Source organism: Pseudoalteromonas sp. MMG033, assembly GCF_057197785.1.
Map to the genome: position 1 here is coordinate 1,359,801 of NZ_CM170070.1, position 25,992 is coordinate 1,385,792.

Sequence of the window (25,992 nt, forward strand, 5' to 3'; positions counted from 1 at the left end):
ACAACAGAAATATCAGCATGGCGCGCAGCTGATATTTCTCCTAACGACCTTTAGGTCAATATTATTAAATAATCAAAAATTAAGGATTTACCATGTCTATACAAGTAACATACAGTGCTAGCTACTCTTTCTCAGGCCTAGATTCATTCTTTGGCCATGCTTCAGAGTTCTTCACAAATACAAACTACAACGAGAACATTGGCAGCTTCGCGGGTGCTGAGAACCCTAACCCTACTGTTGATCTTGGTTTCTGGGGTCTATTCGGTACTTTCTCTGGTACTCAATACGCGCAAGAAGGTCAAGTAGGTGCAGACAACCTAGGCTTCATTATTCAAGCAGCTGATGGCTCTTACATCGATTACACCTTCTTCGCAGGTCCTTCGCACACTATGTATGGTGAAATTGCATCAATTTCATTCGGCCGCGGTCTAACACAAGGTGCAAACGGTGAGTACAGCTTCACAGAAGATCTAGTGAGCTTCGACGGCTTAGATACAATCAATCTTAACGCTGGCTTTGATGCAAATGGCGGTGTCATTGGTCGCCATGAAGGGACTAACACAACCCACAACATTGTTGATGGCATGAAAGACTCTGACTTCGGCTACTTCATGAACGTGCTAACTCAAAACGGTATCGATCTGACAACAAACGATACAGTTGGTGTTTCAAGCCTAGCTGACTTTGACCTAGTCGCTTAACCTCCTGTGCACTGCAGCTTTGCTGCAGTGCAATTTGCCATTTATTGAGTCTACTATGAAAAAACTTTGCCTCTGCTTGCTATCCCTGTCTTTCTCTAGTCTTGCAACCACAGCTGTAAAAGGGATCAGTGTTAATCACCTGACATCTTTACACTCTACAGGCCCTGTCGGTTGGCCAACCGCAGGTAAGCCATTTGCGCCGCCAATTTATAACGCTGAGCGTGATCAACTCATCGGATTATCTTACTTTGGATATAAAGATGAGACAGCTCCAAGCATGTGGGGACTAGCACCAGTACAAGGACATTACTTCGCACTTGCAAAAGAGGTTGCAGGCTTTGTTGGCTTCGCAGAGCACCCGACAGAAGACAAGCTCTATAGTATCGATCTCAAGGGCAATGTATTTTCTGTGCACTCAGATGGCAGTAACAAAGTCATTCTATTTGACAACACAGAAGAAGAGCTCAACAACAGGCCAAATGTACAGCCTATTTTCGATAATCAAGAACGACTGCTATTTATCGATACCGATCATAAAACTTACTCTCGATTAATGCGTTTAGAAAAAGACAACACGTTAACGGAGCTATATAGATTTAACAACAACCCCCATGGCGACTTCACCGCGGCTGGCGGCATGCTTTTGAGTGGTAATATACTTTATGGCTACATAGGTTACCCCCGTGGCATACCGTATCTCAATACACTCTCAATCGATGATGACTTTGTCGTCGGTGCACTCTATGCCGTAGAGCTCGGTGAAAACCCCATTACAGCCTTGCCCTTGATCCATGAATTTACCCTCAGCCAAGGTGAAGTCCCCTGGCACACCCGCAGCGGTGATGAAGGCCGTATTGCCACCTACCTAGTTGAAGATGAAGCGGGCTTTCTATATGGTTCGACGACCGTGGGGAGCTGCAGGTCCAAAGGAATTATTAGTTATAGCGGTAAAGCCATCGGTTTTGCCAGCGGTCTCTGTGGTGGAGACTCCCAAGTTCACAATGTCATTGAAAGAAATGAGCGCTTGATCCACACAGAGTATCCACATTATGAAGGCAGTAATCCCCATGGCTCACTCTTTAGAATTAAAAAAGATGGCTCTGAGTTTAATTTGCTGCATACATTCAATGGCGAAAACGGCAGCCAACCCCGTGGCCCGATGGTGATAACAGATACAGGCTTTTTGTATGGCACCACCATGAGCGGTGGCATACATAAGAGTGAAAATACACAAGTACTTGAAGGCAATGAGTATCCAAACCACTCAGGAAATATGACACTCGATGGAACTATTTATCGACTTAAGTTAGCGGATATACAGATTGAAAACGGCCAAGTCATTCAAAGTGGGTTTGAACATGTGCATGCGTTTAAAGCTGGAATTGCCGAAGACTCAGATGGCAAGGTACCAACCGGACTCATGTTAGCTGAAAACGGTAAGCTGTATGGTACGACACTATATGGTGGTAGAGGCTACTCAGATCAATATGGTAGAACTGTTCTCGCCGACAACCGAGGCACGGTTTTTGAGGTCGATTTAAGTGGTTTAAAACCAACAGGTTCTGTGTCTATCAGTATTACGCCTGGCAATGCCCAACTTGGTGAAGAAGTCGAAGTCACTTGGAGTAGCCACAATGCAGCTGACTGTGTTGCGATTGGCGGCACGGCTGTCGGTGATTGGGTGCCAGGTGGACAAATCGAGCCGCAAGGCAGTATTAAAATCTCACCTGAGTCAGGTGTTTACACCTTTACAATTAACTGTCGAGATGCCGATGTTGGTTCACGATTAGGTGCGCTATCGACGCTTTACGTCAATGCAGAAGCAAAAATAAAACAAGAAGAAACCTTAAGCTATGGCAATGGTGGCGCACTTGGTTTCGCAGCTTTGACATTCTTAAGTGCGCTAGGTGTGGGACGACTTCGCCGTCGTAGGAGCCAATCATGAAACCCACGATGGTGCCAAGTGACGCTTTAAAGCGCGCCTTACATAAGCAAAAGCGCAGCCTGCTGCATGTTGCTGGATTCAGCGCCATTATCAACTTGCTCATGTTGATCCCCGCGATTTACATGTTGCAAGTGTACGACCGCGTTTTAAGCTCTGCGAATATAGATACTTTATTGTTGATTTCCATCATAGTTGCGGGCTTCTTTTTATTAATGGGCGCACTAGAGTGGATCCGCAGCCGCGTACTGATTGGCATAAGCGAGCATTTTGATAACGAACTACATACGCAAGTATTTGACGCCGTTTATCAACATCAAATCAAGGTTGGTAATGCTAACCCTGGCCAGTTGATTAATGACCTTAACCAAGTTCGCCAGTTTATGACAGGAACGGGCATATTTGCGTTTTTTGATGCCCCTTGGGCCCCGCTTTTCCTCATTGTATTGTTTTTCTTTCACCCATTACTGGGCACAATTGCCCTCGTCGGTACGGTGATTTTACTGGTGCTCGCGCTACTCAACGAAGTTTGGGCGAAAAAGCCCTTACAAGCATCTTCCCAAGCCACTGCCAATGCCACGCGCCTTGCCAGTGGCATCATTAACAATGCTGAAGTTGCGCAAGCGATGGGGATGCAACACAGTTTGCAAAGCCGCTGGCAAGCACAACATCAAGCGGGGATTCGCCATCAAAGTGAAGCCAGTAATCTCAGTTCAGTGCTCACCGCAACCAGTAAAATATTACGCCTTGCACTGCAATCGGTTGTTTTAGGGGCAGGCGCTTGGCTTGCTGTTGACGGCCAGATCACCGCAGGCATGATGATCGCAGGTTCAATTATCGCTGGGCGCATGTTATCACCCGTTGAACAACTCGTCGGGGCATTTAAACAGTGGCAAAGCGTGAAACTCTCTCGTCAACGTCTCGATGCCCTGCTGCATCAGTACCCAGAGCCTCAAACTGGACTAGATTTACCAACCCCGACGGGCAAACTCAGTGTAGAAAATGCCACTTTGATCCCACCGATGGCGCAAACTCCTTCCCTGAGTAACATCAACTTTGAGATTAATCCCGGAGAAATTTTAGCGATCATTGGCCCTTCCGGCGCTGGCAAATCGTCAATTGCGCGCCTTATTACAGGTATTTGGGCACCGCGAATGGGCAAAGTGCGCTTAGATGGTGCCGATATTTTTCAATGGAACAAGCAGAGCCTAGGCCCACACTTGGGGTATTTGCCTCAAGATGTGGGCTTATTTGCAGGTAGCATCAGTGAGAATATTGCCCGATTTGGCGATATTAACGACGCTGCAGTCATCAAAGCCGCGAAGTTGGCAGGCGTGCATGAGATGATTTTAAAATTACCCGATGGCTACAATACTGTGCTTGGTGACGGGGGCATGGGCTTATCCGGCGGTGAAAAGCAACGTATCGGCCTTGCCAGAGCAGTGTATGGCGACCCCAAACTGGTCATTTTAGATGAGGCTAATTCTAACCTAGATGATGCCGGTGAAGCCGCATTGGCTAGCACCCTTAAAACACTCAAGCAATCTGGTTCTAGCATTATCTTTATCACCCACAGAGCCAATATTTTAAACCTAAGCGATAAGATCTTGTTACTTAACAAGGGCCATGTTCAGGCCTTTGGCCCTAAACAGCAAGTACTTGGAGCAATGCAGCAAGCCAAGCAAGGTCAAAGAGGAGCAGCGTAACGTGACAACACAGCACACTATCGCGGGAAGCAAACATATTCGACTTGGCTGGACGATCATCGCGCTAAGCTTGGGCATATTTTTACTCTGGGGTGCATTTGCCCCACTCGACAAAGGCGTGGTCGTTGAGGGCCAAATCATCGTTTCTGGCCACAAAAAGCAGATCCAAGCTCCGCAACACGGCGTACTTGACCAATTATTGGTGCAAAATGGACAGTGGGTAGAGCAAGGTGAGGCGCTGCTGATCCTAGATAGCAAGGTGGCAAAAAGTCAGCTTGCCGCTGCAACCACACAGTACTATTTAGCACTGGCTGAAAAAGAGCGCCTAGATGCAGAGTTACGCGATGCGCAGCAGCTCATTTACTCGGATACTCTGACAAGCGTGGATTTACCGCAAGCTGTTCAAGCGATGGCGCTAAATCAGCAATTGTTCGAGCAACGTCGCGCGGCCTTGAAAGCGCAACTTAAGTTAATGCTCGACAATAAGCACACTACGCAATCTCGCATTTCGGGTCTTACGCATGTTGTTGATAGCCATAAGCAAAGAGCAGAGGTGTACGATAATTGGGTGAACGATACCCAAGCTTTGGTTAAAAAAGGCTTTCAATCACAAGAACAACTGTATCAGCTAAAAGCACAAGCCGCTGAAATTCGTGCCGATTTGGCCAATGCGCAATCCGAGCTATTGTCTCAACAAGCCAGACTATTAGAGCTAGATACTCAACACCAGCAAACCCTCAAAGGCTATCGTCAAGAAGTCAGTCAGCAAAGAGCGAAAAACCAATCTAGCATCAGTGACTTCAAACAAAGAATGACAGCAGCACAATTTAGTTTGGACAACAGTGAAATTCGTGCGCCGGTTGCAGGTCAAGTTGTTGGCTTGGACGCATTTGGTGATGTGGTGTCTCAATCTCAATTATTGATGGAAATTGTTCCTAAAGGGCAAAGATTGATAGTGAATGCCAAAATCCCAAGTAACTTGATAGACAGTGTTGCCCTTGGTCAAGATGTCGATCTGTTATTCAGCGCATTCAATACCAGCACAACCCCGAAAGTAAAAGGACAGGTTGAACGCTTGGCACAAGACACCATCAATGATGAACGCACTGGACAGCCTTATTACCAAGTGGCGATCCGTGTTAATCAAGATGCACTAAGTGACCGATTAGTATTGCAACCAGGTATGCCAGTGCAAGCGTTTGTTAAAAATGGGGAGCGCCCCATGCTCAGTTACCTACTCAAACCGCTGACTGACAGAATTCCCAGTGCCATGGCAGATATTTAAAATATGTACCTGTTTTGATACATTTATCTAACTTGGTCATAGTGCCCGCCATTTCCCCGATGTCATTTTGCATCATCGGCGGGCCTATTTTGATCGCGCGCCTTTTTCAGTAAGGCAGCTACCAACACATCTTATTCAGCCATGGCCAAGCTCAAGACTACCATCCAATATAATCAAACTGTGACCGAGCCATTGCGGATATTTTCTCGCCACATAATAAAAAGTTAAAAAGGCATTACTGTTTTTTTAATCTCATGCGTTCTTTAACTATAGGGGTTCGTTTTTAGTGAAGTCAGAGGTTTATAATAATGAAAAAAGCTTTCGCCTTTTTGGCGCTCGCACCCACTTTTAGTGCATCTGCGAGCGGCACAGGTTCGCTCACAGCCTATGCCATGTTTATGCAAGCAGACTGGGTGGTCAAAAGTGTGATGTTGATGTTAGTCGCCGCCTCTGTTGCTTGCTGGGCCGTATTTATTACCAAGCAGAAGCAAATTAAACTCGCTCAAAAGCGCCTCTCACACTTATTAGCACAAAGCCGCAACCAAGATGATCTGATAAAGCTAAACAATGCAGATGTATTAGAAGCGCAACTCGTCGAAGAGGTTTTAATCGAAATGGACTGGGGCGCTAAAAATAATGCCACAGCTGAAGGGGTCAAGGAAAGATCTCTGCAGCGCATGAAAACCCGTGCCGACGAATTCACGGATGGCCTCACTCAAGGCACGGGTTCTTTAGCCTCTATTGGCTCCACCGCCCCTTTTATTGGCCTGTTTGGCACCGTTTGGGGCATTATGAACAGTTTTATCGGTATTGCCGCAACCAATAGCACCAACTTAGCCGTGGTTGCACCGGGCATCGCAGAAGCCCTTCTAGCCACCGCTTTAGGCTTAGTCGCAGCTATACCCGCGGTCTTAATGTACAACCACTTTACTCGCAATATCGCACTATATCGCAAGCAACTTAATGCATTTTCAAGCCAACTTTTAGTTTTGGCTGGCCGCCAACTGGAGCTGCGTTGATATGGCGATGATGAATGATGGCGACCAAGATGAGTTTGCACTCAATAATGAGATCAACATGACGCCGTTTATCGATGTCATGTTGGTATTATTGATCATCTTCATGGTAGCCGCCCCTCTGTCGACCGTTTCTGTGCCGCTTGAGCTCCCCGGCGCCGATGCACAGGCGCAAACGTTAGAACAAAACCAGCTTATCGTGTCATTAGACAAAGAGTTACAGCTATTTTTAGGCGATCAAGCGGTGTCCAAAGACGGGCTTGAAGCCGCGCTCAATATAGCGAGCCACAATAACCCTGAGCAAATCGTGTTTATCCGAGCCGACGAAAAAGTAGATTATGGCAATGTAATAGGCGTACTCAATACATTACGCAGTATCGGCTATCTCAATGTGTCTCTCATTGGTGAAGAGGATTTAAATTAAGTGCTCACTCGCCATGATTGGTTGTTAGGATTTTTTTGGGCTGTTTGCTTACACCTTGTCATACTTGGTGCGGCGCTTTGGCACTGGCAACCCCATACGCCTGCAAAACCCGCCATATCAAAAGCGCCATTTGTGGTAAAATTAGCGCCCTTAGCTAAAGCCAAAAGTCAGTCTCAAGAGCTGCAAAATGCACAGGCTCAATCAGCCAACACACCGCCACTAAAAGCGCTTGCAGCCCCCTCATCGAGCGACATCGCTTTAGCCCACGATGGGAAGATAGCCATGGCCAAAAAACCGGAGCAACCACAAGATCCTGAACCTAAGCCAACACAAGACAATATGCCCAAGCTTGAACAAGTGACTGAACAACCACCTCAAGTTCCCAAGCCAGAGCAGCTGCTTGAATCACCCAAGCAAGACGCTGAACAGCCAGCAAAGCAAGAAAGTGTCGCCAGTCGCGCCAAAGAAATTGCAGCAGATGCCACTGCACAGCAAAATCAGGCTCTACAGCAAGGTCAGGATACCCAGCTTGCATTAGTCGCTAAGCAAACTTGGCAGGCGGCGCTCATTGCCCACCTTGCGAAGAAAAAACGCTACCCCACAGTGGCCCGTAAAAGAGGCCAAGAAGCAACGATTATGGTCAGTTTTGACATCGACGATAAAGGCCAGGCGCGCAATATTGAAATTGTGCAATCATCCCGCTATCCGCTACTCAATAAAGAAGCCAAAAGCGTTGTTAAACGCGCACAACCCCTACCACTACCACCACCGACAATGCGCGAGCATACCGTCATGGTGCCCGTGCGATTTTATTTAATGTAGGTAACAAGCTACCTTGCCACTTTAATCAATGTACTGTTTATTCCAAAATAAGCAGAAGGTCACATTAATTAATAAAGGCTGCCAAGCATGAAGGATCTACCAAAAACCAATTTAATAGATACCTACTTTAAACAGAGCTTTATATATTAATAATTTATACTTACATAACTAAGTATCTAAACACTATGAAAACGAGATTTTCATTATGTGGTACAAACGTAATTAAAAAAGTAATCACTCGACGCGGCTACTTTACAGCCTAGCCGCCATGCTGTTGTCTTTACCTGTATATTGAATAAATGGGCAATCAAATTCATCGCCAAAAATCAAATACATTTCGTAAAGCTGGGCCACCGTCATCACCGTCCTGCCGGTTTCAAAATTACTGATAGTTGCTTGATCTACACAGAGTTTTGCTCCCAACTGGGTTTGCGTCAGATTATTCTTTTTTCTTAATCTGCGTAAATTGTGTTGAACCTCAGACATTAAGTCGTTCACTGTTACTTTTCTTCTTATGACATTATTTTTCATCGTTTCCCTCGAAAATTCACCAACATACTACTCTAAAATCAGTTTCCATATTTACTTATGAAAATGTATTGTTAATAATATAAAATGGTTAATGTGGAAAAATCTTCGAATTTTATGAAAAGGAATATTTATGAGAAATTTTCTTACCTTCAGCATTTTTGTAAAAATTCAAAGCTTGATATAACAAATCTCATCACACTGTTTAAGACATAACGTAAAACATAATGCCTTATACAGTTCCATGAGATAGAACCTTTGATATTTATCCAAAAGGAAATCAAATGTGATAAGCGGTGACGACCTCAAAGCCATGCGCAAAAAAGCAGGCTTCACTCAAAAGCAAATGGCCGATAAGCTCAATATCACCAGAGAAACGGTGAGCAATTATGAGCTTGGGGTCGGTGAGCCACGGATGAGTCATTTTTTCAAATGGCTAGCTTATTGTAAAATTGACATTAACCCACTGATGATACAAATTAGCAATGTATCGAGCAAATTAAACGATCCAAAAGACATTAACGATAAGGAATAATTATGAAATCACTCAACCAAGAATCTCTAAAAAAAGTCATTGGAGGCTCATTATTTATGCCAAAGCAACCTCATGAGATTCAAGTTATAACTCCACTAGGTTAAAACTATTTATTGGCGTATTTTATCAAGCTCAGAATTTATATAATCTCAGCTTTAGAATACATTACTGAATAAAGCTCAAATATAAGTAATTAACTCTATGAAAATGGTACATTTGATACTTGTTTCAGTCATTGCACTTATCGCTTTTTATCTGCAAATAGATGACCCTCAGGTAGTCTTTCACGTTTACCTTCCAGTACTAGCTTTCTGCTTTATATTTGGCTTACTGCAAAAAGAGCCTAATATTTGCCATATCTCTATTATGCTCGCCGTTGTTGCATTAACTGAATATAGTTTATTTAGTACCGGTCTCATAGATTTAGGAGCGCCAGACGATGACTACCTCATTGTGGGTACCAAAATATTTGGCATACAACTGTTAATCAACCTATTTGCTATTGCGCTTTTTATTTTTAGAGTGCAAATTTCACGGTTTTTCTCAAGCTCAAGCAAGATTGTACTTACTGACTTTGATGGTCTTTTTCATTGGCTATTTATAGTAGCAGGTATTATGAATGTATTAGCCTTGATTGAAAATGCGTTAAGAAATGGCCTTGGTTGGCTATCTTTGACATTGATTTATGACATCTATACATTTGTTGGTTCAGCTATTATGGCTCTGACGTGTGGGTTATTACTCACCATGTTGATCTTACAAGCAAAAAATAAGCAACTTACTTAAGGTTGCCACTATTTTTTGCCTAGATAAATGAAAATTTACATACCGTTTATGTTACTAAAATGTGGTGTAAAGTAAATATGAGAGAGCAACAGCGGCGTATATACAGCAGTCGCTTTTGGTATTAAGGTCAGCTGCTTAACCATAACTTAGCGATGCACTATCGTGCCAATCGCTGCGAGCACATTGATGTACAACTGTTCAATTTACAAATAAGCGCCTGTTACACTGGCGCTTATTTTATTTGGGACACGCTTAGTTCTCCCCACACACCTAAAAAAACAGTCGATTTAAAACAAATAATTAGAGCGAGTAGATTACTTGCATCATAAGTTGTATAGACAAGCACAGCATAATGAAGTTTAACTATTATTGCTTCAATAATGCTGGTTAGTCCGTTGACCTATGTGTCACGACCTCATTCTCTCGCTCTTCTGCTTTTAATGAATAACTAAATATCGCACAACAAACACCGACATGGACCAATATCATTGCATTGTTGCGAACGTATAGTTTGAAATAAGGTACATCAATCCAATAATACTTATAGGCTAAAATTTCCAGCCAAGACACTAAATTGATGAATGCGCCAAATAACATGAGTAAAATAATGCCACATTCTTGTAAAGTGAATACCTGCCTATTAAACACAAGTAAAAAGTAATTTAGTTGGGTCTTTTCATACAAGAATAGAGCCAGTGGTCTTCGATAAACTATCGGTAAGACTAAAGCAATGCACATGAAAAGATCTGCCAGATAATAATGTGTCCTCCACTGCATTATGATAGGGTGTAATAAAATAATCACGATATCCAATACTGCATAACATATTAAAAACCACCTAGCCGTAGGTACTTTCCATGTTAAGAGTAGCGATATAGTGATCACAGTCAAAGGCAAGAACTCAACAAGCGAATAAAACTCTTTCATAATCTTGTTACTCCTTTTTTTGCTTTATATCAGCCGAAGATGTGTGAGTCGTCACGTTAAACAGGTCAAATACTGCTGAAAAGTCCTTACCAAAAATTAAAAATAGCTCAAAGAGATGAATGTAGGTCATGTCGGTTTTACCCGACTCATAATTAGAAATGGTCGCTTGATCAACGCCAAGCTTCTTGCCAAGTTGCTCTTGAGTCCATTTTTTTTCCTTTCTTAAACGCCGCATTGAGCGCTGCACATAAGCCCTAAAGTTTTCAGTTTTTATCTGCCGTGAATTGGGTGTCACACTGATTTCTCCTCCTTAACAGGTGGTGTCAACTTATCAGCACCCTTTTTGCAAATCAACAAAGCCATAACAAAAAACTCTATTTATATTAGTAATTTATAAATGCATTTATAAAGTAGGAAAAATGTATTATTTCATATCTAGCGCTCAATTAGCTTTAAGAAAATAGCAAGTAATTCACTATTTAAAATGGACACAAAATACATGCTAACAAGCTCAGGGAAATAAAGAGAAACTAGGTCACTCCTGACAAAAAAAGCGTGATTTTTGCGTGCAAATTGAGGGCAAAACGAAAGGAGATCTCTATGAATATAGCAAATACTAAAGCTGTGTATAGCAATGGCTTCGATATGCGAAACGTGTCTCAAGAAGACATCAGAACATTAGCGAAAATCACCGGAGATGATCGCATATGGCAGTAAATCCCGTTTGAAGAATTTGAGTTTACAGGGAATACACTTGTTGGAGTCGAGAACAAAGACTATTTGGGCACTTTAGAGCGCAGAATTGAATATAATCGCAGTATCGGCCAACCAATCACAGGCTATGAAGAAACCTTGGCCGCCCTCAAAAGTTATCAAGGCTATATTTTACCTAAAAAACACCAATGAGCGCGCTTAAACTATTAATATATTTGCTAAAAACTCAGGCAGGCACACTTTATCAGCTCATTATGTGTACCCTTCGGTCATCAAATTGATAGTCTACTCGAATAGTAAAAGATACTTTGGTAACAAAGCATAATTCAGCTACCAGAATGTCATAGAACAAAAAGTGCGAGTAGCAGTGAGCCTAGAACAGCCCAAGTGTAAATAGACAGACGGTAATGCGGATAAGTACTATGACAATTCAGAAAGTCATGGTAATTGTTCACCTATGGACTATGAACAATGTCCTTTTAGGGAAGTATCCAGATTTGGTTTTACAGCACGCTCTTAACTTAATGACTGTGTGAACATAAAAAAATTGCCCAGTAGTCTATAGAAACTGGGCAATTGCCGATATACAGTCAGTATGAGACCTTTTTGTTACGGGTTAAACTGTATTATTCACCCACACCATCTGTGGGCCCGTACTTTATAAGTATATCTTTATTCCTAAGCCACACCATCTGTGGCCCCGCACTTTATAAATACATATCTGTTGGAGAGTAGGTATATCTTTATTGTTCACCCACAATATCTGTAATCCAGTAATATAGTTTCATACTATTCTTCTCAACAGAGCTTACTTTACTGTTACATTATTTATGATTTTTAAAATAAAGATTCATACTAAACTTTTCTTTTCAGTAGAAACGTTAATATATTGAGCAATAAAGTATCATACTAAAAGCCTCATGAATAACTTAGTACCTGGCTTCGATGCATACATAGCAAGCTATTAAGAGAAGTACGTCAGATGAAAGCACAATAGCCATTGAATAAGTTCAAGCTGTACCTAATGCAATAAGTGTATTCATATTGGTAAAGTGATTTTTGAAACTACTCCATCTATCAACATAAAAGAGCTTCACCTTAAAAAAATACATTACACCCAAAGTGGCAATACCTAGAATAAGTCATGTCATGATATTATTTCAGTTGTTGTAACAATGGCCGTCTCACCAATGAATAATCTATAAATCACCAGCGAAATACCTACAGAGTGCGCAATAAAAGTATCTCGAAGTAACTTCTTGCAAAGCCCCCAGCTAGCACTTCTTTCTCATCCAATACTTGTTCAACTATAGAGTTATCTAATAGTTTTGCATTATAGTAAACAGGCTCGACCGCTTTTATTAATTCACTTACTTTCACTGAGCTAGAAGTTACAACAGTTCTATCTACAAAGTTCATTTCAGCTGAAGCAACACCCACTGTTGCTTGAATTACGAATTCCATTTTGGTAGCACTACCTGAGCCTTCGATGATAAGTTACCTTTCCCTCTTTGCATTCCCATTACTCTAGGGCACTACTCATATTCTCACGTATCTTTAGCATTGCCTGAAATTGGTTTTCTGTTTCAGCTAACCGTTTCTTAATAAGCGTTCGAACTGGTGTGTACACAGCTTTGCCACAGCCAACTTCATCAACTACTTGCTGAATATCGGACGCAGAAAAGCCAAATTACCTAGCGCTTAAGAGAAACTTAAATAGGGAAATTCTGTAAGTGGGATGATATTTGTAGCCATTTTCCGACTTTAAGGAGTGAAACAACTTCAAACGCGTGTAATACCTTACTGTAGCTGGCATTGTGTCGTAAGCCTTAGCTCGTTCGGGCATTCATAAAACCTCGTAACCTAAAATATTTGGGTAGTTAAGTTGAGTCAAGACCTGTGTATGGGCACAGGTCAATACTAATTTTAAGTTATGGGTCTAATGTGACCAATGAATGTGTTTGATTTTCCACTCACCACTTTGTTTTTCAAGCACCATAGTTTCCATACCTTGATAATCGCGATCTTTGCCTTTGTAGGAACCTTTAGTGTGAGAACGTGAAGCAGATATCGCTATATTACCAAGAATAGTCACTTGGTGTTCTAATGTATTGCTATCGACAGCAGCTAGGTATTTCATATCTGACAGCATGTGGTGATGTGCATATTCATTGGCACTTCTTTCCACACTCCCCCCTTCATATATCGTGACATCATCTGCTAACAGACTTCTCGCTGCTTTTTTGTCGCCAGTTTTTAGTGCTCGATGAAATGCAACAACTACTTTCGCAGCCGGAGTATCTACCCCTTTAAATAAACCTTGCTCTTTACTTTTATCACCATGTGCATTGGCTAGTAGACTAGTTGTCACTAATAAGCCAAGTATTATCTTTATTATTTTCATTTTTTATTTCTCTTTTACGGGTAGCTTTCAGGACCAACAAAACTTGTTAGCACTGACGTAGTTAATAAAATGGCGAGCGCTATCACTATTTCAATAGAAATAGATTTTGATAACGTTTCTCTGCCAGTTGAATTTTTAAGTGCAGGAACTAGCTTAAATTTGTGCATTGCTGCTAGTAATAAAATTGAAATAACTAAAATCAATTTGAAGAGAAGGACTTGCCCATAAGACGTACTCACAAGAGCGGCAATACTGCCTACAAGCTGAATCGATAGCCAAAGGCCTGCAATAAGTAACAGTGCTACCATAGTAACGGCTTGCTTGCCAAACTTTTCCATTAATATAAAAAGCTCATTATGCGCTAAAACGTTACAAGCCAACCTCAATGGTAACAATGCCCCCATCCACCATGCGATTAAAAGGACATGAAAAATTAGGGTTATTCTTTCTAGCCAAGCTAATTCGGAGACATGTCCCAATAATGAAAATGAGTACCCCAATATTATCAAACTGCACAAATAAAGTAAGCAAAGAACATAGCGCTTTATCTTGGTAGGTTTAGTATATACAGAAAATACAAATGCAAATATTGCAACTGTAAAGCCAATAGAGCGATAAAACGTCACTTCGCCAATAGAGGAGTCCCACATGATCTCAATCATGTCCTTATCCAGAGCTCCTCTAATACCGTCTTCAGCCATTGCGCCTGTGCTAGCTATAAACCATATAAAATTGGCTACGAGTCCAACAAAAATCGTACCATTGATTAGCATTAAAAAGGTCGAACGTGTTGTTGTCGTTTTCTTTTGGATTGTAGCAATACTATCTCCAAGAAATGTATAACTAGAGATACTTGCAAAGCCAAGGTAAAACGAAAATTTTGACAGTACAATTAGCGTACTCCAGATATACATTTCCATAGAATTTACCACTCCAAATTAATGAACCATAAAGCCAAAGCTTTCTTTCATTTTATGGCCATCCTTACCTAAAAATGTGGCCTCAACGATGTAACTTGCAGGTGCCAATTTAGGGAGTTTCCATGAGAATTCATTATTTGAATCCTTCGTCGGCTTAAAACCAAACTTAATCTTTTCACCTTGTTTATTTTTAAGTGACAGTTTTACGATCTTTACATTTTTAGTGAAGCTTAAAGATAAGGCCTCTGGAGACTTCATAAGCATTGCATTATTCGCAGGCATAGACTCTTTTAAGCTGACATGAGCCAGTGCGCTTATGCTAAATGTCATACTAACAACGATTAGAATTTTGATTAATGTATTCATGTTATTACCTCTTTTTAATTTAATTAACAACTAAACTATTTTTAATATGGTTTCGTTAGTCAAAAACAGTCGCCCATAGTTAATTCAAGTTATCCATATATCGACCTCAACTCTACGAAAAAGTTATTCTTTGTTTGATAATTCATTATTAAAGGAATTTACTTCCGATTTTTTAACTATTGAATATATAGCGGGTAAAACAATAAGAGTTAGTATTACTGCACTTGTCATTCCACCAACCATAGGAGCTGCAATTCGGCTCATAACCTCAGACCCCGTGCCTGTACCATATAATATTGGAAGCAAACCAATTATAATTGTTGCTACAGTCATCATAACCGGGCGAACACGTAAACCAGCGCCATGTAGTAATGCATCTCTATATTTGTTATCTGATATTTGTACTTTATTCTCTTTGGCTTTTTCTTTTAGATCCGAAAGGGCTTGATTTAAATAAACGAGCATTAATACCCCAATTTCCACAGCCACCCCAGCTAGAGCAATAAAACCAACACCCACTGCCACTGAGAAATTAAAACCTTCTAAATACATCAACCATAGGCCTCCAATCATGGCCATAGGCAAGGTAACAATAATAATCGCCACTTCACTAAATGAACGGAAATTTAGGTAAAGCAATATGACAATGATTGCAAAGGTTAGTGGCAATACGTATGAAAGCTTCTCTTTAGCACGTTCCATATACTCATATTGACCAGCCCATGTAATCGAGTAACCAGCTGGAAGCTCTAGATTATTGCCCAAATAAGATTTTGCATTTTCAACATAAGTACCAACATCTACGCCATCAATGTCGATAAATGTCCAACCATTAATTCGAGCATTCTCACTCTTAATACCTGGAGGCCCGTTTTCAACTCTAATGTCTGCAACATCACCTAGTGCTATTCGTTGACCGTTAGGCGTAACAACTGGCAACCTCGCAAGCTGCTCTGGAGAATCACGATAATCCTGCGGATAACGCAAATTGACGGGGTACCTCTCTTGTCCTTCAACGGTTTGGGTAACATTCATTCCGCCTATTGCTGTAGATACAACTTGTTGAACATCTTCGATATTAAGACCAAAGCGACTCGCTTTATCGCGGGATATATCAACTTTAATATATCGACCTCCGGCAACGCGCTCAGAGTACACTGAGGCTGTACCTGCAACCTGCGGCAGCAGTTGTTCTATTTGCTGGCCAATATCCTGAATGGTATTCAAATCAGGACCTGCAACTTTAATCCCTACAGGCGTCTTAATCCCAGTAGCAAGCATGTCGATACGTGTTTTGATTGGCATTACCCACGCGTTGGTTAAGCCCGGAAATTTTACTAACTTATCAAACTCAGCTTTCAATGAGTCGGTTGTCACTCCTTCACGCCACTGATCTTTTGGCTTAAGTTGTATAAAGGTTTCAATCATGGTTAATGGTGCTGGATCTGTTGCTGTTTCAGCTCGGCCAACTTTACCAAATACGTTTTCAACCTCAGGTACAGTGCGGATAAGCTTATCCGTTTGCTGTAACAACTCCCTTGCTTTACCAATTGAAATGCCAGGATAAGTGGTAGGCATATACATTAAATCGCCTTCATCCAACGGGGGGATGAACTCACTACCGATTTTATCAACAGGCCAGAAGCCAACAATTGTCACTAAAATAGCTGCGACAATAGTCGATTTCGGGAACTTCATCACCAATCTTAAAACCGGCATATACATGGCAATAAGCAACCTGTTTAACGGGTTTTTCTTTTCAGAGACTATTTTCCCTCGGATAAAGTAACCCATTAAGACCGGCACTAATGTAATTGCTAGACCAGCAGATGCTGCCATTGCGTACGTTTTTGTATAAGCGAGCGGTGAAAACATTCTTCCTTCTTGAGCTTCCAAGATAAATACAGGCAAGAATGAGACAGTGATAATAAGTAAACTGAAAAACAGTGCAGGTCCAACTTCACTTGCCGCTTTAGCAACGAGTTGCCACCTGTTCTCATCGGTCAAAGGTATTCCCTTTTTATTAAGAGCCTCCATGTGTTTGTGCATATTCTCAATCATGACAATTGCACCATCTGTCATAGCACCAATTGCAATAGCAATACCGCCAAGAGACATGATGTTTGCGTTAATCCCTTGCATATACATGATGATGAAAGACACCAAGATGCCTAACGGCAGCGTGATTACGGCGACCATTGAAGAACGAAGATGAAACAAAAATGCTGCACAAACTAAGGCTACAACGACTAACTCTTCGAGTAACTTTTTCCAAAGGTTGTCTACAGCGTTGTTTATCAACTTAGATCTATCGTAAACAGGGACAACTTCAACGCCTTCAGGCAGTGAAGATTTAAGTGATGCAAGTTTCTCTTTTACACCATTGATAGTTTGCTGCGCATTTTCACCAAAGCGCATTACTACAACACCACCAACAACTTCACCCTCACCATTAAGTTCGGCTATCCCTCGACGCATTTGAGGGCCTAGGTTGACGTTTGCGACGTCTCCTATACGAAGTGGTGTGCCTTGCTCATTAATACCTAATGGTATTTTCTCGATGTCTTGTACAGATTGGATGTAACCTGTAGCGGTAACCATATACTCAGCTTCTGCCATTTCGACAACTGATGCACCAGTTTCCTTATTACCTCGTTTAAGCGCCATTTGAATATGGTTTAATGGTACGTTGTAGGCTCTCAGCTTGTCAGGGTCAACTTGAACTTGGTATTGCTTAACCATTCCGCCCACTGCGGCGACTTCAGACACACCGGGTACAGTCTGAAGTTCATACTTTAGAAACCAATCCTGAATACTTCTTAGTTGGCTTAAATCGTGATTACCAGACTTATCCGTTAAAGCATAAATGTATACCCAACCCACACCTGTAGCATCAGGCCCCAATTGCGGTTTGGCCGAATCAGGTAAACTAGAGGTTACTTGACTTAAGTATTCTAGAACCCGGCTTCTTGCCCAATACAAGTCCGTGTCATCATCAAATATGATGTAAACGTATGAGTCGCCGAAAAACGAGTAACCTCGAACGGTTTGAGCACCTGGCACAGATAACATGGCTGTTGTTAACGGGAATGTAACCTGATCCTGCACAACCTGTGGTGCTTGACCCGGATAGCTAGTTTTAATGATCACCTGCACATCCGATAGATCAGGAATCGCATCAACAGGAGTATTCTTTAATGAAAATAGTCCGCCGAAGGCAATGATTAACGTTATGAGTACAACGAAAAATCGATTGCCCACAGACCACCTAATAATTGATTCAATCATTACTGGTCTCCGTATTAGTGATGTGAGTGTTCAACAGCAGAGCTGTTTTGTTCATTCGAATGCGGCATAGTTGCATTAAGAGATATCTCTGTAATGACAAAATCATCCCTAATTTCAAATGTAAAACTAATTTCATCGCCGACATTAACGCTTGAAATATCAAGGTCATCTGCCAATGAAAAATCCATTGTTGCAGCAGCTCTGTCCCACTTTTCAATTGGGCCTCGACTAATGTTTAGCGTGCGAGATGTGGATTCGATAGAGTTAATTGTTCCGGTTACTGTTGCTGATGAAACTTCTGGCTCTGACATGATATGAATACCCGTAACTTCATAGCCTCCGTCGTCTGTTTTTGACACTTCGAAGTGCAATATTTGGCCTGCTTTTAATGAATCGATATCAACACTATCAGCTACATTGAAATCCATCGTCATTTCTGGCCAATCCCAAGCTTCAGCTGGACCATGAGTAATGTTGGCCATTCTATGTCCAGCCATAACACTATTTATTTCTCCTTCCATCCAAACTGACTCAGGAACTTCTTCATGTGTCATTCTTTTAAAGTCAGAGCTTTTGCTAGATTCTGAATCAATAAGGAATTGAGCTGATGTTACAACAACATCGCCTTCATTTAAGCCTTCCAGAATTTCTATGCTCTCTTGATCCACCTGTCCAATTGAAACTTCAATAGATTTAAACTGCCCATCACCTAGAGCTAGTACTACGCGATCTTGTTTGCCCGTTCTTATAACCGCTTCTTTAGGCACCAAAACTACGTTTTCGCCTTGGTTAGCATTAATAGATACTTGTGCAAACATATTGGGTTTTAATTGATGCTCCGGGTTATCAAATTTCAATCTCACTCTAAGTGTTCTTGTTTTACTGTTTAAGGTTGGATAAACATAATCAACAATGCCTGCCCACTCTTGACTAGGTAGGTAGTCAAGTGTCATTGAAACAGGCAGCCCTTCTTTGATTAATGCTGCGTCTCGCTCGAAGACTTCGGCTTCGACCCAAACTTGTTCCAATTTACCAATACTTAATAACGTATTTCCTGGCTTGACGAAAAATCCTTCACGGATTTTTAATCCATCAACTACGCCTGATTGAGGTGAGTAGAACGTGATGCTTTGTTGAACTTTTCGATCTCGCGATAACTGTTCAATAAATTCGTTAGATAATTGCAGTGCCTTAAGGCGATCTTTAGCAGCAGAAATCAAAGACTTATTGTTACGATTTAACGCTATTAGCAGCTCCTCTTGCGCATTAACGAGCTGAGGTGAGTAAAGTGTATATAAGGGCTGCCCTTTCTCAACTGGGTTACCAGCTGCTTTAACAAATAGTTTTTCAATCCAACCATCAACTCGGGGATGAATATGTACGAGTTGATCTTCATCATATTGAACGTAGCCCACCGTGTTGATTTCTGAGCGCATTGTTTTCAACTCAACTGATGATGTCCTAACCCCAAGGTTATTGACGACATGAGGAGAGATAGTAACCGCTCCTGGACCAAAGTCGTCATTCTTCGATCCTTCTTCATATACCGGAATTAAATCCATCCCCATCGGCGATTTACCCGGTTGGTCTCTTCGATAGTTAGAGTCCATTGGTGCTACCCAATACAAAGGTTTCTTCTCGCCAGACGCTTCTCTTTGATCAGATGAAATGGGCGAACTTTGGAACATATTCAATGCCCCAGCACCTAAAATGGCACCAATTATGGCTGCGGTAATTAATTTGAATTGAGGTTTACTGTTTGACATTATTTGTCTCCAACTTTCGCACTTGAGCCATTTTTAAATCCGTCACCAATCTGATGTGAAGGCACGGCTGCGAAAAAGTAGTTGATTCGTGCAACTGTTTTTAGCGTTTCTACGTCAATTTTTAATGCAGCTACTCTGGCGTTCAATTCAGCAATTCTGGCCCTAACCACTTCAGCAAAATCACCATCATCGTTGGTATAAGCGGTTAACGAAGCTTCTGCTTGTTCATGCATTTGTTTCAATAATTGATCTTTATAGAGTGACTGACGTTCCGACAAACGACTGAGCTGTCTTAACTCTTTCTCAACCGCACTAATCATTTGCTTTGTCAGCAATAACTTCTCCGTCTTCACCGCTTCTGACTCAGCAATCGATGCAGCAACTTGTTTATCTTGCCGGTTCTCGGTGAATAGTGGCAAATCGAACGATACACCTACAGAAAATAGGTCTGCTCGTTCATCACCCGAAGGCATACCATCTCTATATCCATAACTTGCATTAACACCCCATTGAGGCTTGTACTGTTGTTTCGCGAGTTCAATCCCTTTTTCTGCAACCTTCCTCTTCACATCAATTGCTAATATTGCAGGGTGGTCTGAAAACTCGATCGCAAGCTTATTTCTTGAGTACCTTATTGATTTCAAGAGAGATGGGTTCTCTAGCCTTATTGTCGGGAGCTGATCTGATACCCCAAATGCATTCGGTTGCGAATCAAAATCAAACGTGCCTTCTAAATTGCTGCTGTCATATACGTGCAACCATTCATTCAAACGAGCAATTGTCGTTTCGAGCTTTTGCTTTTGGGCTGTAAGCCTATCTTCCAACTGAACAATTTCTAGTTGTGCTCTAATGACATCTTGCTGCCTTGTTTTACCTACTGCATTCGAATAGCTAGCCTTCGCTACTTCAGCCATTTGTTCAAATAGCACCCAATCTGACTCAATAAACTCGATCGTTTGCTGTGCTTGATAAGCATCTAACCAAAGCTCAGATACTTTAGTCTTTAACTTTGCTTTTCGGTCTTCACGCATTAACGGGAATTTAGAAGCTTCCATTTTTAACAGATTTTCTTTGATCTCTAAGCTGTCCCCTCGAGGGAACATTTGAGATACACCAACTTTAAACTGCGTCATACCTTCTTGGTCGAAGTCCCATGAATTAGTAGGCAAATTCATCATGCTTATTGAAACTTTAGGATCTGGTAGAGAGTTTGTTGCGACACTTCGATGTTCCACAGCAGACTGCTTTAGCTTACTACCATGCAACCAAGGATCATTTTGCTCTGCAAGAGCTATTGCTTGATCGAGTGATATCGTCTTTTGTGCATGAGCAGAGAAGACTGACGTGCCTAACATTAAGCTTAAAGCCAATGTTGAAATAGTCGACGTCTTGCCGGTTGAGGTGAAAGTCTTCATTAGAATTGTTCCTCGTAAGTATTAACTTCTGCGTAAACCTTACTAGTACCGTCTTTAAAAAGGACAAAGATCTTGAATGGCATAAAGTGATCGTCCACTTCCATTCCTGGGGAGCCAACAGGCATGGCTGGAACAGACAGACCTATAGCATCAGCGTGATTTTCGCTAAGAAATTGTTTGATAAACTTTGCCGGGACGTGGCCTTCAAAGGCAAAACCACTTCGACTCACGGCTGTATGGCAAGAGCGGTAGTTTGGCTTGATACCATATTTATTCTTGATAGAGCTTATACTGCGGTAGTCTTTTGAATGGGCAACAATCCCCTCTTCTTCAATATGGCTTATCCACTTTTTACAGCAACCACAGGTTGGGGTTTTGTAAACCAATAGTTCGAATAACTTTTCTTCTTGTCGTTTCTCTTCAGCTTGTGCGGATAGAGGTAAAAGCATGACAAACAATGCAATGCTAAAAAATCTAATAATCATTTTGCCCCCAGATTACTCTGGATTATTTCAAACAAAACTTCGGAAGAAATGTTTGTTTGAGGTTTAACGTTTTGTATAAAGAGTGTGCGAGAAAGAGCGCTTTAACGAATAAAGCAGGCGCACTGATCCTGTGTTAGGCAAAAATCGGTGGACGATATAGAGAAGTGGGGCGTGACTTAGTTTGGTTAAGTGGTTGGACAGATACACTTTCGCTTAAACGAGCCAAATATGCAGTTTTGGGTTCAGAGCCCACAATGCTAATACTCATACACGCACTGGCTGGACATACGCAATCTGAACCACAGCACTCTTCATGGTTTTGTTGCCCACTTTGGTCAACAGAAGAGTGATTCATCGAGGCATGACTCATAACAGAATGGTCCATAGAGCCATGGCTCATATTCATATGAGACTCGTGTGAGCCATTAGACATTTCGCAAGACATAGAAGAATACGCCAATGCTTGACCTAAAAAGGTAATAAGCATAGCCGTGACTACTAAAACTTGTGAAAGTGATTTGAACATAAAAATCTCAAATAAAATACTCATCAAGGCTATTCCATTTGGATTAAAAAGTAAACCCCTCTCAAGCAATAAAAAAATAAGATGTGGTTCAATTTACGTCAATAGCCACCTGTTTTCTATGTTTAGGGTTGCTGACAATTCAACATAACTTAATTAGTAGACCTTTACATAAATGAACTTTTGGATAGGAATGAGTTGGTTGATCATCCGTCAGCTTTTTACAACTTAATCAATAAACCTTTATTATCATGACAACCCCTCTGTTTGCACAAAGCGGTCTGAGAAAGTTTAAATCTATCAAGCTCTAGTGGCAGATAGAATATGAGCGACTACAAATAATCGCTCAGCCCACCTATTCACATCCACCTCACTCAGCCGACCTTCACTCTTAGACTGCTGATGCGAAATGCTCTTGTGATTGCCTTCACCAACCAGTTCATCAAAGTATTTCTTTGGCCAACAAAACTGATTGCTGAGCAATCTTCTTTCTATCTCGGGTATAAAGTCTCGTAACTTGCCTTTTGGCGCTAATGCTCGAACTAAAATGATTTTGGTGGCTATGGAAGCTCTGCCATCCGAGGTATCCACCTCTAATAAAAAATAACCTTCGCTTTGATGTTCAATCCGCACAATAGCCATACATCTAGGCGAACCATCTACCATAAGGTGACTCTCACTGCGGCCAACTTCTGGTAGCTTGCGAACGATGGGCTTACTTTGTTTAACTCCGTGCTCTTTTTCTAATATATCCAGCATTTTGAAGAAGCTATCGAATTTGTTGAGATATAAATGGGCATTATCTGTTTGATCATCTAAACCATCGACAGCAGCCCTAGGTGTATCACCTCTAGAATTCGGATCATCGGTGCTGACTTCGGGTGGTAAGGCGCTGGGTTTATCTTCATCTTCTTTACCCCCAGAGGATTTTCTAGGTTTTGCATTAACTTTGCGGGTGCGTGGGACTCTGTTGTATATGCGCTGCGTAGCTTCACAAAAAATCAATGCAGACTCATTGTCTTCACTGCCATCGCTTTCTTCATCTATTTCCCTCTGTGTGGGCAACTGAGGATAGGTGCCCCCTTTTCCTTTACCAGAGTCTGGCTTTCTTTCAGTCGCATTGGGATGCGAAAAGCCAATATCTGTGATGTCAGGAAAGTACAACCCCTCTAGTAACTCTACTCTATTGATAAACCATTTATTTTCATCTGGAGACTTCCAACCCCTTGCAGCAACTTTTACCCCTTCAAGTTGGGGAGGATCGAATCGGAACGTCCAACGTTGATGCTTAGGTGTTGTCACTAACTCTTGCGAAAAATACTGATAAATACTGTTAAATGCGCTTTTAATATCGCTGTTAAGTAATATCCAAGCGATTTGATGCCTAAAGCCTTCGTTTTCAAATAATACTTTTGGGCATTGTGTTGTCGGTAGGGCATTAATCACGATATCGAGAGGGAATTCTTCATCATCATTTCTAGGGCTATAATCAACGTCAAATTCAAAATCCAGCGCACTATTAATTAACGCTGCATTTGCTAAATAGTTATTTGTAAAGAACAAAGCCCTAGCAAGCTCTAGCTGAGGTAAGTAAACGGTCTTTTCTTCACTATCAAACTTAAAGCATTTTTGCGATTGTTCATCTCCCAACTTAAACTTTACTAACCCACTGTCTCTCACAAAAGCGGTTTGCCAAGTAGCGCGATCGGGGAAATTAAATTCAACTGGGAAACCTAGTGGGGTAGCTGAAACAGTTTGGTTAAGCACGACCTGTCGGCTTAAGTATGGAAGCTGGCTAAACTTCAAAGATCCACGAGTCGTATTATGAATACGTACGCCAATATCCCATGTTTTTCGTCCATGGTACTTAAATAGATTGCCTAGCCCTTGAATTCTGGCGTTGTCTGGCAGCTTCTTAAACCTATCCGCTTGATACATTCGATACAACACATCCCAATAATTCCGCCGTTAAAGGGCGGATCCTATCCTTACTGAGCCGTGCTAAACGCTGAATATGCCAATGTCTATAATTTTGATGATGTTGATCACAAAAAATACATGCCACAGCGATACGACGGCATTGGTATTCCTCTATAGTTTCACAAAATTTATTTAAAAACAATTTACATAAGGGTAACTTTTTTAGGTGTTTGATCTGAGATAAAGAAATATTAGACTGCAAAAAGTACCAGTTTTTTGTAAGTCGAGGGGCTTGAAGGTTCAGCTCTATGGCATTTCGCAACTTAATAAACTGCTTTACGTAAATCAGGTCACGTTCGTGCCAGTCGACTTTATCTAGTCGCTTCGTACGTTGCTGGGTATATGATTGGTTAAATGACAAAAGCCAGTCTCTATCATAACGATAAAGCCAGATATACAGCCCTGAAAATCCATTCTTACGAGCACCTTTTACGCCAAAATCAATCACAGCTTGCTGCCATTGTTCGCGTTTATCTTGATCGACTAATTGGGTAGGTAAAGCTGTTTGCCGACTAAGGTCCTCAGCATACACGCCCTTTGCCACATCATTCAGTAATGCAATTGGGTCTAGGTGTTCCTCAAAACATGCTTGCCATACCAATAAGTGCTGCAAGTAGCTAAAAGATTTCCGGTGCTTTCTAAACAGAGTTCTCAGCCAATTTGACTCGACGTTATTATCAATATTCAATCCTAACTGAGTTAAAAAAGGCTTGCCCCAATATGTGTTTAGCAAGCAACTTAATCCTTGGTGGTCTATATGTTTACCGTGATGCAAGCCCAATGTATGTGCCACTGTGCGATAAAAAGAACCCCATTGTTTGGGATGTATATACACCTCAGGTGCATTTAGCAAAGTTTGAACATGCTTGGAAAGTCGTTGATGATTTTTAGATGCCCTTTGGGCTATGGCCGTTTGTACATTAACTGGATTTACAGGTGAAAAAGCATGCTTCTGATTTGAGTGCACATACACCTTACTATTTAAAAGTGTCCCATGGTGCGGGCAACTCATCACACCAGGCATTTGCCAAAGGCGATGCCAGTACCATTCTTTATGAACATCTTGCTGCATAGCTAAACATTGGGGGCAGTACTTTAAAAACAGCGGGCTTTTTACAATGGAAGCAGCTTTGCCAAGCTGCAATTCTGCCGAACTTTCGCAACCAAATAGCATATTGCTCTTGGCACGCTTTGCAATATCAGGATGAACAAATGGGGAGTACAATGGGTAGAGAGTATGCTTTCTTAATAACTTCTCAGCTGTCAGTTGAGAGTTGTGTTGATAATGAGCGGCTATCTGTTGTAAGTGGTTTGGTAGAGCCACTGAAGCCACTACTGTTGTACTCCTAAAGACATCATCTAATAACAGCTTAGAAGAAAGCGATAAGCTATATACGCCAAACCTTGCAATGACACTAAAAACCAGTTCATCACGATAAGGTATAGGTAAGCACGCCAT

23 protein-coding genes are annotated in these 25,992 nt (G+C 41.5%); 9 read left to right on the forward strand and 14 right to left on the reverse strand.

The genetic code is table 11. The annotated features are described in order from the left end of the window. Nucleotides 1-92: 92 nt before the first annotated feature. The 7 genes from AC2CZC_RS06005 (at nt 93) to AC2CZC_RS06035 (ending at nt 7,896) form a co-directional block, all read left to right on the forward strand. Entirely contained in the window at nt 93-701 is a 609-nt protein-coding gene (locus AC2CZC_RS06005) for a heme acquisition protein HasA (RefSeq protein WP_484584171.1), read from the forward strand. A gap of 55 nt (nt 702-756) precedes the next feature. Next, nucleotides 757-2,646, forward strand: coding sequence for a hypothetical protein (locus AC2CZC_RS06010; protein WP_484584172.1), 1,890 nt, complete (start codon nt 757-759; stop codon nt 2,644-2,646). Then, nucleotides 2,643-4,349, forward strand: a complete 1,707-nt coding sequence (locus AC2CZC_RS06015) for a type I secretion system permease/ATPase (RefSeq protein ID WP_484584173.1) — start codon at nt 2,643-2,645, stop codon at nt 4,347-4,349. The genes AC2CZC_RS06010 and AC2CZC_RS06015 overlap by 4 nt, the downstream gene beginning before the upstream one ends. A gap of 1 nt (nt 4,350) precedes the next feature. Further along, nucleotides 4,351-5,634, forward strand: a complete 1,284-nt coding sequence (locus tag AC2CZC_RS06020; RefSeq protein WP_484584174.1) for an HlyD family type I secretion periplasmic adaptor subunit — start codon at nt 4,351-4,353, stop codon at nt 5,632-5,634. A gap of 308 nt (nt 5,635-5,942) precedes the next feature. Next, a complete protein-coding gene (gene exbB / locus AC2CZC_RS06025) occupies nt 5,943-6,653 on the forward strand; it encodes a tonB-system energizer ExbB (protein WP_484584175.1) in 711 nt (236 codons plus the stop codon). Between the two features lies 1 nt (nt 6,654). Continuing rightward, nucleotides 6,655-7,074, forward strand: a complete 420-nt coding sequence (locus AC2CZC_RS06030) for an ExbD/TolR family protein (protein ID WP_484584176.1) — start codon at nt 6,655-6,657, stop codon at nt 7,072-7,074. Continuing rightward, nucleotides 7,075-7,896 (forward strand): energy transducer TonB family protein, encoded by an 822-nt coding sequence (locus AC2CZC_RS06035; protein WP_484584177.1) that lies wholly within the window; start codon nt 7,075-7,077, stop codon nt 7,894-7,896. A 252-nt stretch (nt 7,897-8,148) separates the two neighbouring features. Here the strand turns inward: AC2CZC_RS06035 and AC2CZC_RS06040 are convergent, their stop codons facing one another. After that, nucleotides 8,149-8,427 (reverse strand): helix-turn-helix domain-containing protein, encoded by a 279-nt coding sequence (locus tag AC2CZC_RS06040; RefSeq protein ID WP_484584178.1) that lies wholly within the window; start codon nt 8,425-8,427, stop codon nt 8,149-8,151. Between the two features lie 283 nt (nt 8,428-8,710). Here AC2CZC_RS06040 and AC2CZC_RS06045 point away from each other — a divergent pair, with 283 nt between their 5' ends. Together AC2CZC_RS06045 and AC2CZC_RS06050 are read left to right on the forward strand one after the other, a co-directional pair. After that, nucleotides 8,711-8,959 (forward strand): helix-turn-helix domain-containing protein, encoded by a 249-nt coding sequence (locus tag AC2CZC_RS06045; RefSeq protein ID WP_484584179.1) that lies wholly within the window; start codon nt 8,711-8,713, stop codon nt 8,957-8,959. A 201-nt stretch (nt 8,960-9,160) separates the two neighbouring features. Further along, nucleotides 9,161-9,745 (forward strand): hypothetical protein, encoded by a 585-nt coding sequence (locus AC2CZC_RS06050; protein ID WP_484584180.1) that lies wholly within the window; start codon nt 9,161-9,163, stop codon nt 9,743-9,745. 387 nt (nt 9,746-10,132) lie between these two features. On the opposite strand, the gene AC2CZC_RS06055 is transcribed toward AC2CZC_RS06050, so the two are convergent. The 13 genes from AC2CZC_RS06055 to AC2CZC_RS06115 form a co-directional block, all read right to left on the reverse strand. Further along, nucleotides 10,133-10,672, reverse strand: coding sequence for a hypothetical protein (locus AC2CZC_RS06055; protein WP_484584181.1), 540 nt, complete (start codon nt 10,670-10,672; stop codon nt 10,133-10,135). Between the two features lie 7 nt (nt 10,673-10,679). Then, on the reverse strand, nt 10,680-10,967 hold the full coding sequence (locus tag AC2CZC_RS06060; RefSeq protein ID WP_484584182.1) for a helix-turn-helix transcriptional regulator: 288 nt from the start codon (nt 10,965-10,967) through the stop codon (nt 10,680-10,682). 1,640 nt (nt 10,968-12,607) lie between these two features. Then, nucleotides 12,608-12,850, reverse strand: coding sequence for a hypothetical protein (locus AC2CZC_RS06065; protein WP_484584183.1), 243 nt, complete (start codon nt 12,848-12,850; stop codon nt 12,608-12,610). Nucleotides 12,851-13,325: 475 nt separating this feature from the next. Beyond that, complete coding sequence (locus AC2CZC_RS06070) at nt 13,326-13,790, reverse strand: YybH family protein (RefSeq protein WP_484584184.1); 465 nt, start codon at nt 13,788-13,790, stop codon at nt 13,326-13,328. Nucleotides 13,791-13,804: 14 nt separating this feature from the next. Further along, nucleotides 13,805-14,710, reverse strand: coding sequence for a copper resistance D family protein (locus AC2CZC_RS06075; RefSeq protein WP_484584185.1), 906 nt, complete (start codon nt 14,708-14,710; stop codon nt 13,805-13,807). 18 nt (nt 14,711-14,728) lie between these two features. Next, complete coding sequence (locus AC2CZC_RS06080) at nt 14,729-15,076, reverse strand: copper resistance CopC family protein (RefSeq protein WP_484584186.1); 348 nt, start codon at nt 15,074-15,076, stop codon at nt 14,729-14,731. A gap of 123 nt (nt 15,077-15,199) precedes the next feature. Further along, nucleotides 15,200-18,364, reverse strand: a complete 3,165-nt coding sequence (locus AC2CZC_RS06085) for an efflux RND transporter permease subunit (protein ID WP_484584187.1) — start codon at nt 18,362-18,364, stop codon at nt 15,200-15,202. 14 nt (nt 18,365-18,378) lie between these two features. Next, on the reverse strand, nt 18,379-20,130 hold the full coding sequence (locus AC2CZC_RS06090) for an efflux RND transporter periplasmic adaptor subunit (RefSeq protein ID WP_484584188.1): 1,752 nt from the start codon (nt 20,128-20,130) through the stop codon (nt 18,379-18,381). Further along, nucleotides 20,130-21,545: a TolC family protein gene (locus AC2CZC_RS06095; RefSeq protein ID WP_484584189.1), complete on the reverse strand. Its 1,416-nt coding sequence runs from the start codon at nt 21,543-21,545 to the stop codon at nt 20,130-20,132. Before AC2CZC_RS06095 ends, AC2CZC_RS06090 begins: the two co-directional genes overlap by 1 nt. Beyond that, nucleotides 21,545-22,030 carry a DUF411 domain-containing protein gene (locus tag AC2CZC_RS06100; RefSeq protein WP_484584190.1) on the reverse strand — a complete coding sequence of 162 codons (486 nt, stop codon included), beginning with the start codon at nt 22,028-22,030 and terminating at the stop codon, nt 21,545-21,547. The genes AC2CZC_RS06095 and AC2CZC_RS06100 overlap by 1 nt, the downstream gene beginning before the upstream one ends. A 133-nt stretch (nt 22,031-22,163) precedes the next feature. After that, nucleotides 22,164-22,580 carry a hypothetical protein gene (locus AC2CZC_RS06105; RefSeq protein WP_484584191.1) on the reverse strand — a complete coding sequence of 139 codons (417 nt, stop codon included), beginning with the start codon at nt 22,578-22,580 and terminating at the stop codon, nt 22,164-22,166. Between the two features lie 273 nt (nt 22,581-22,853). Next, on the reverse strand, nt 22,854-24,503 hold the full coding sequence (locus AC2CZC_RS06110) for a Tn7-like element transposition protein TnsE (RefSeq protein WP_484584192.1): 1,650 nt from the start codon (nt 24,501-24,503) through the stop codon (nt 22,854-22,856). Then, nucleotides 24,475-25,992 (reverse strand): TnsD family Tn7-like transposition protein, encoded by a 1,518-nt coding sequence (locus AC2CZC_RS06115; protein ID WP_484584193.1) that lies wholly within the window; start codon nt 25,990-25,992, stop codon nt 24,475-24,477. Before AC2CZC_RS06115 ends, AC2CZC_RS06110 begins: the two co-directional genes overlap by 29 nt.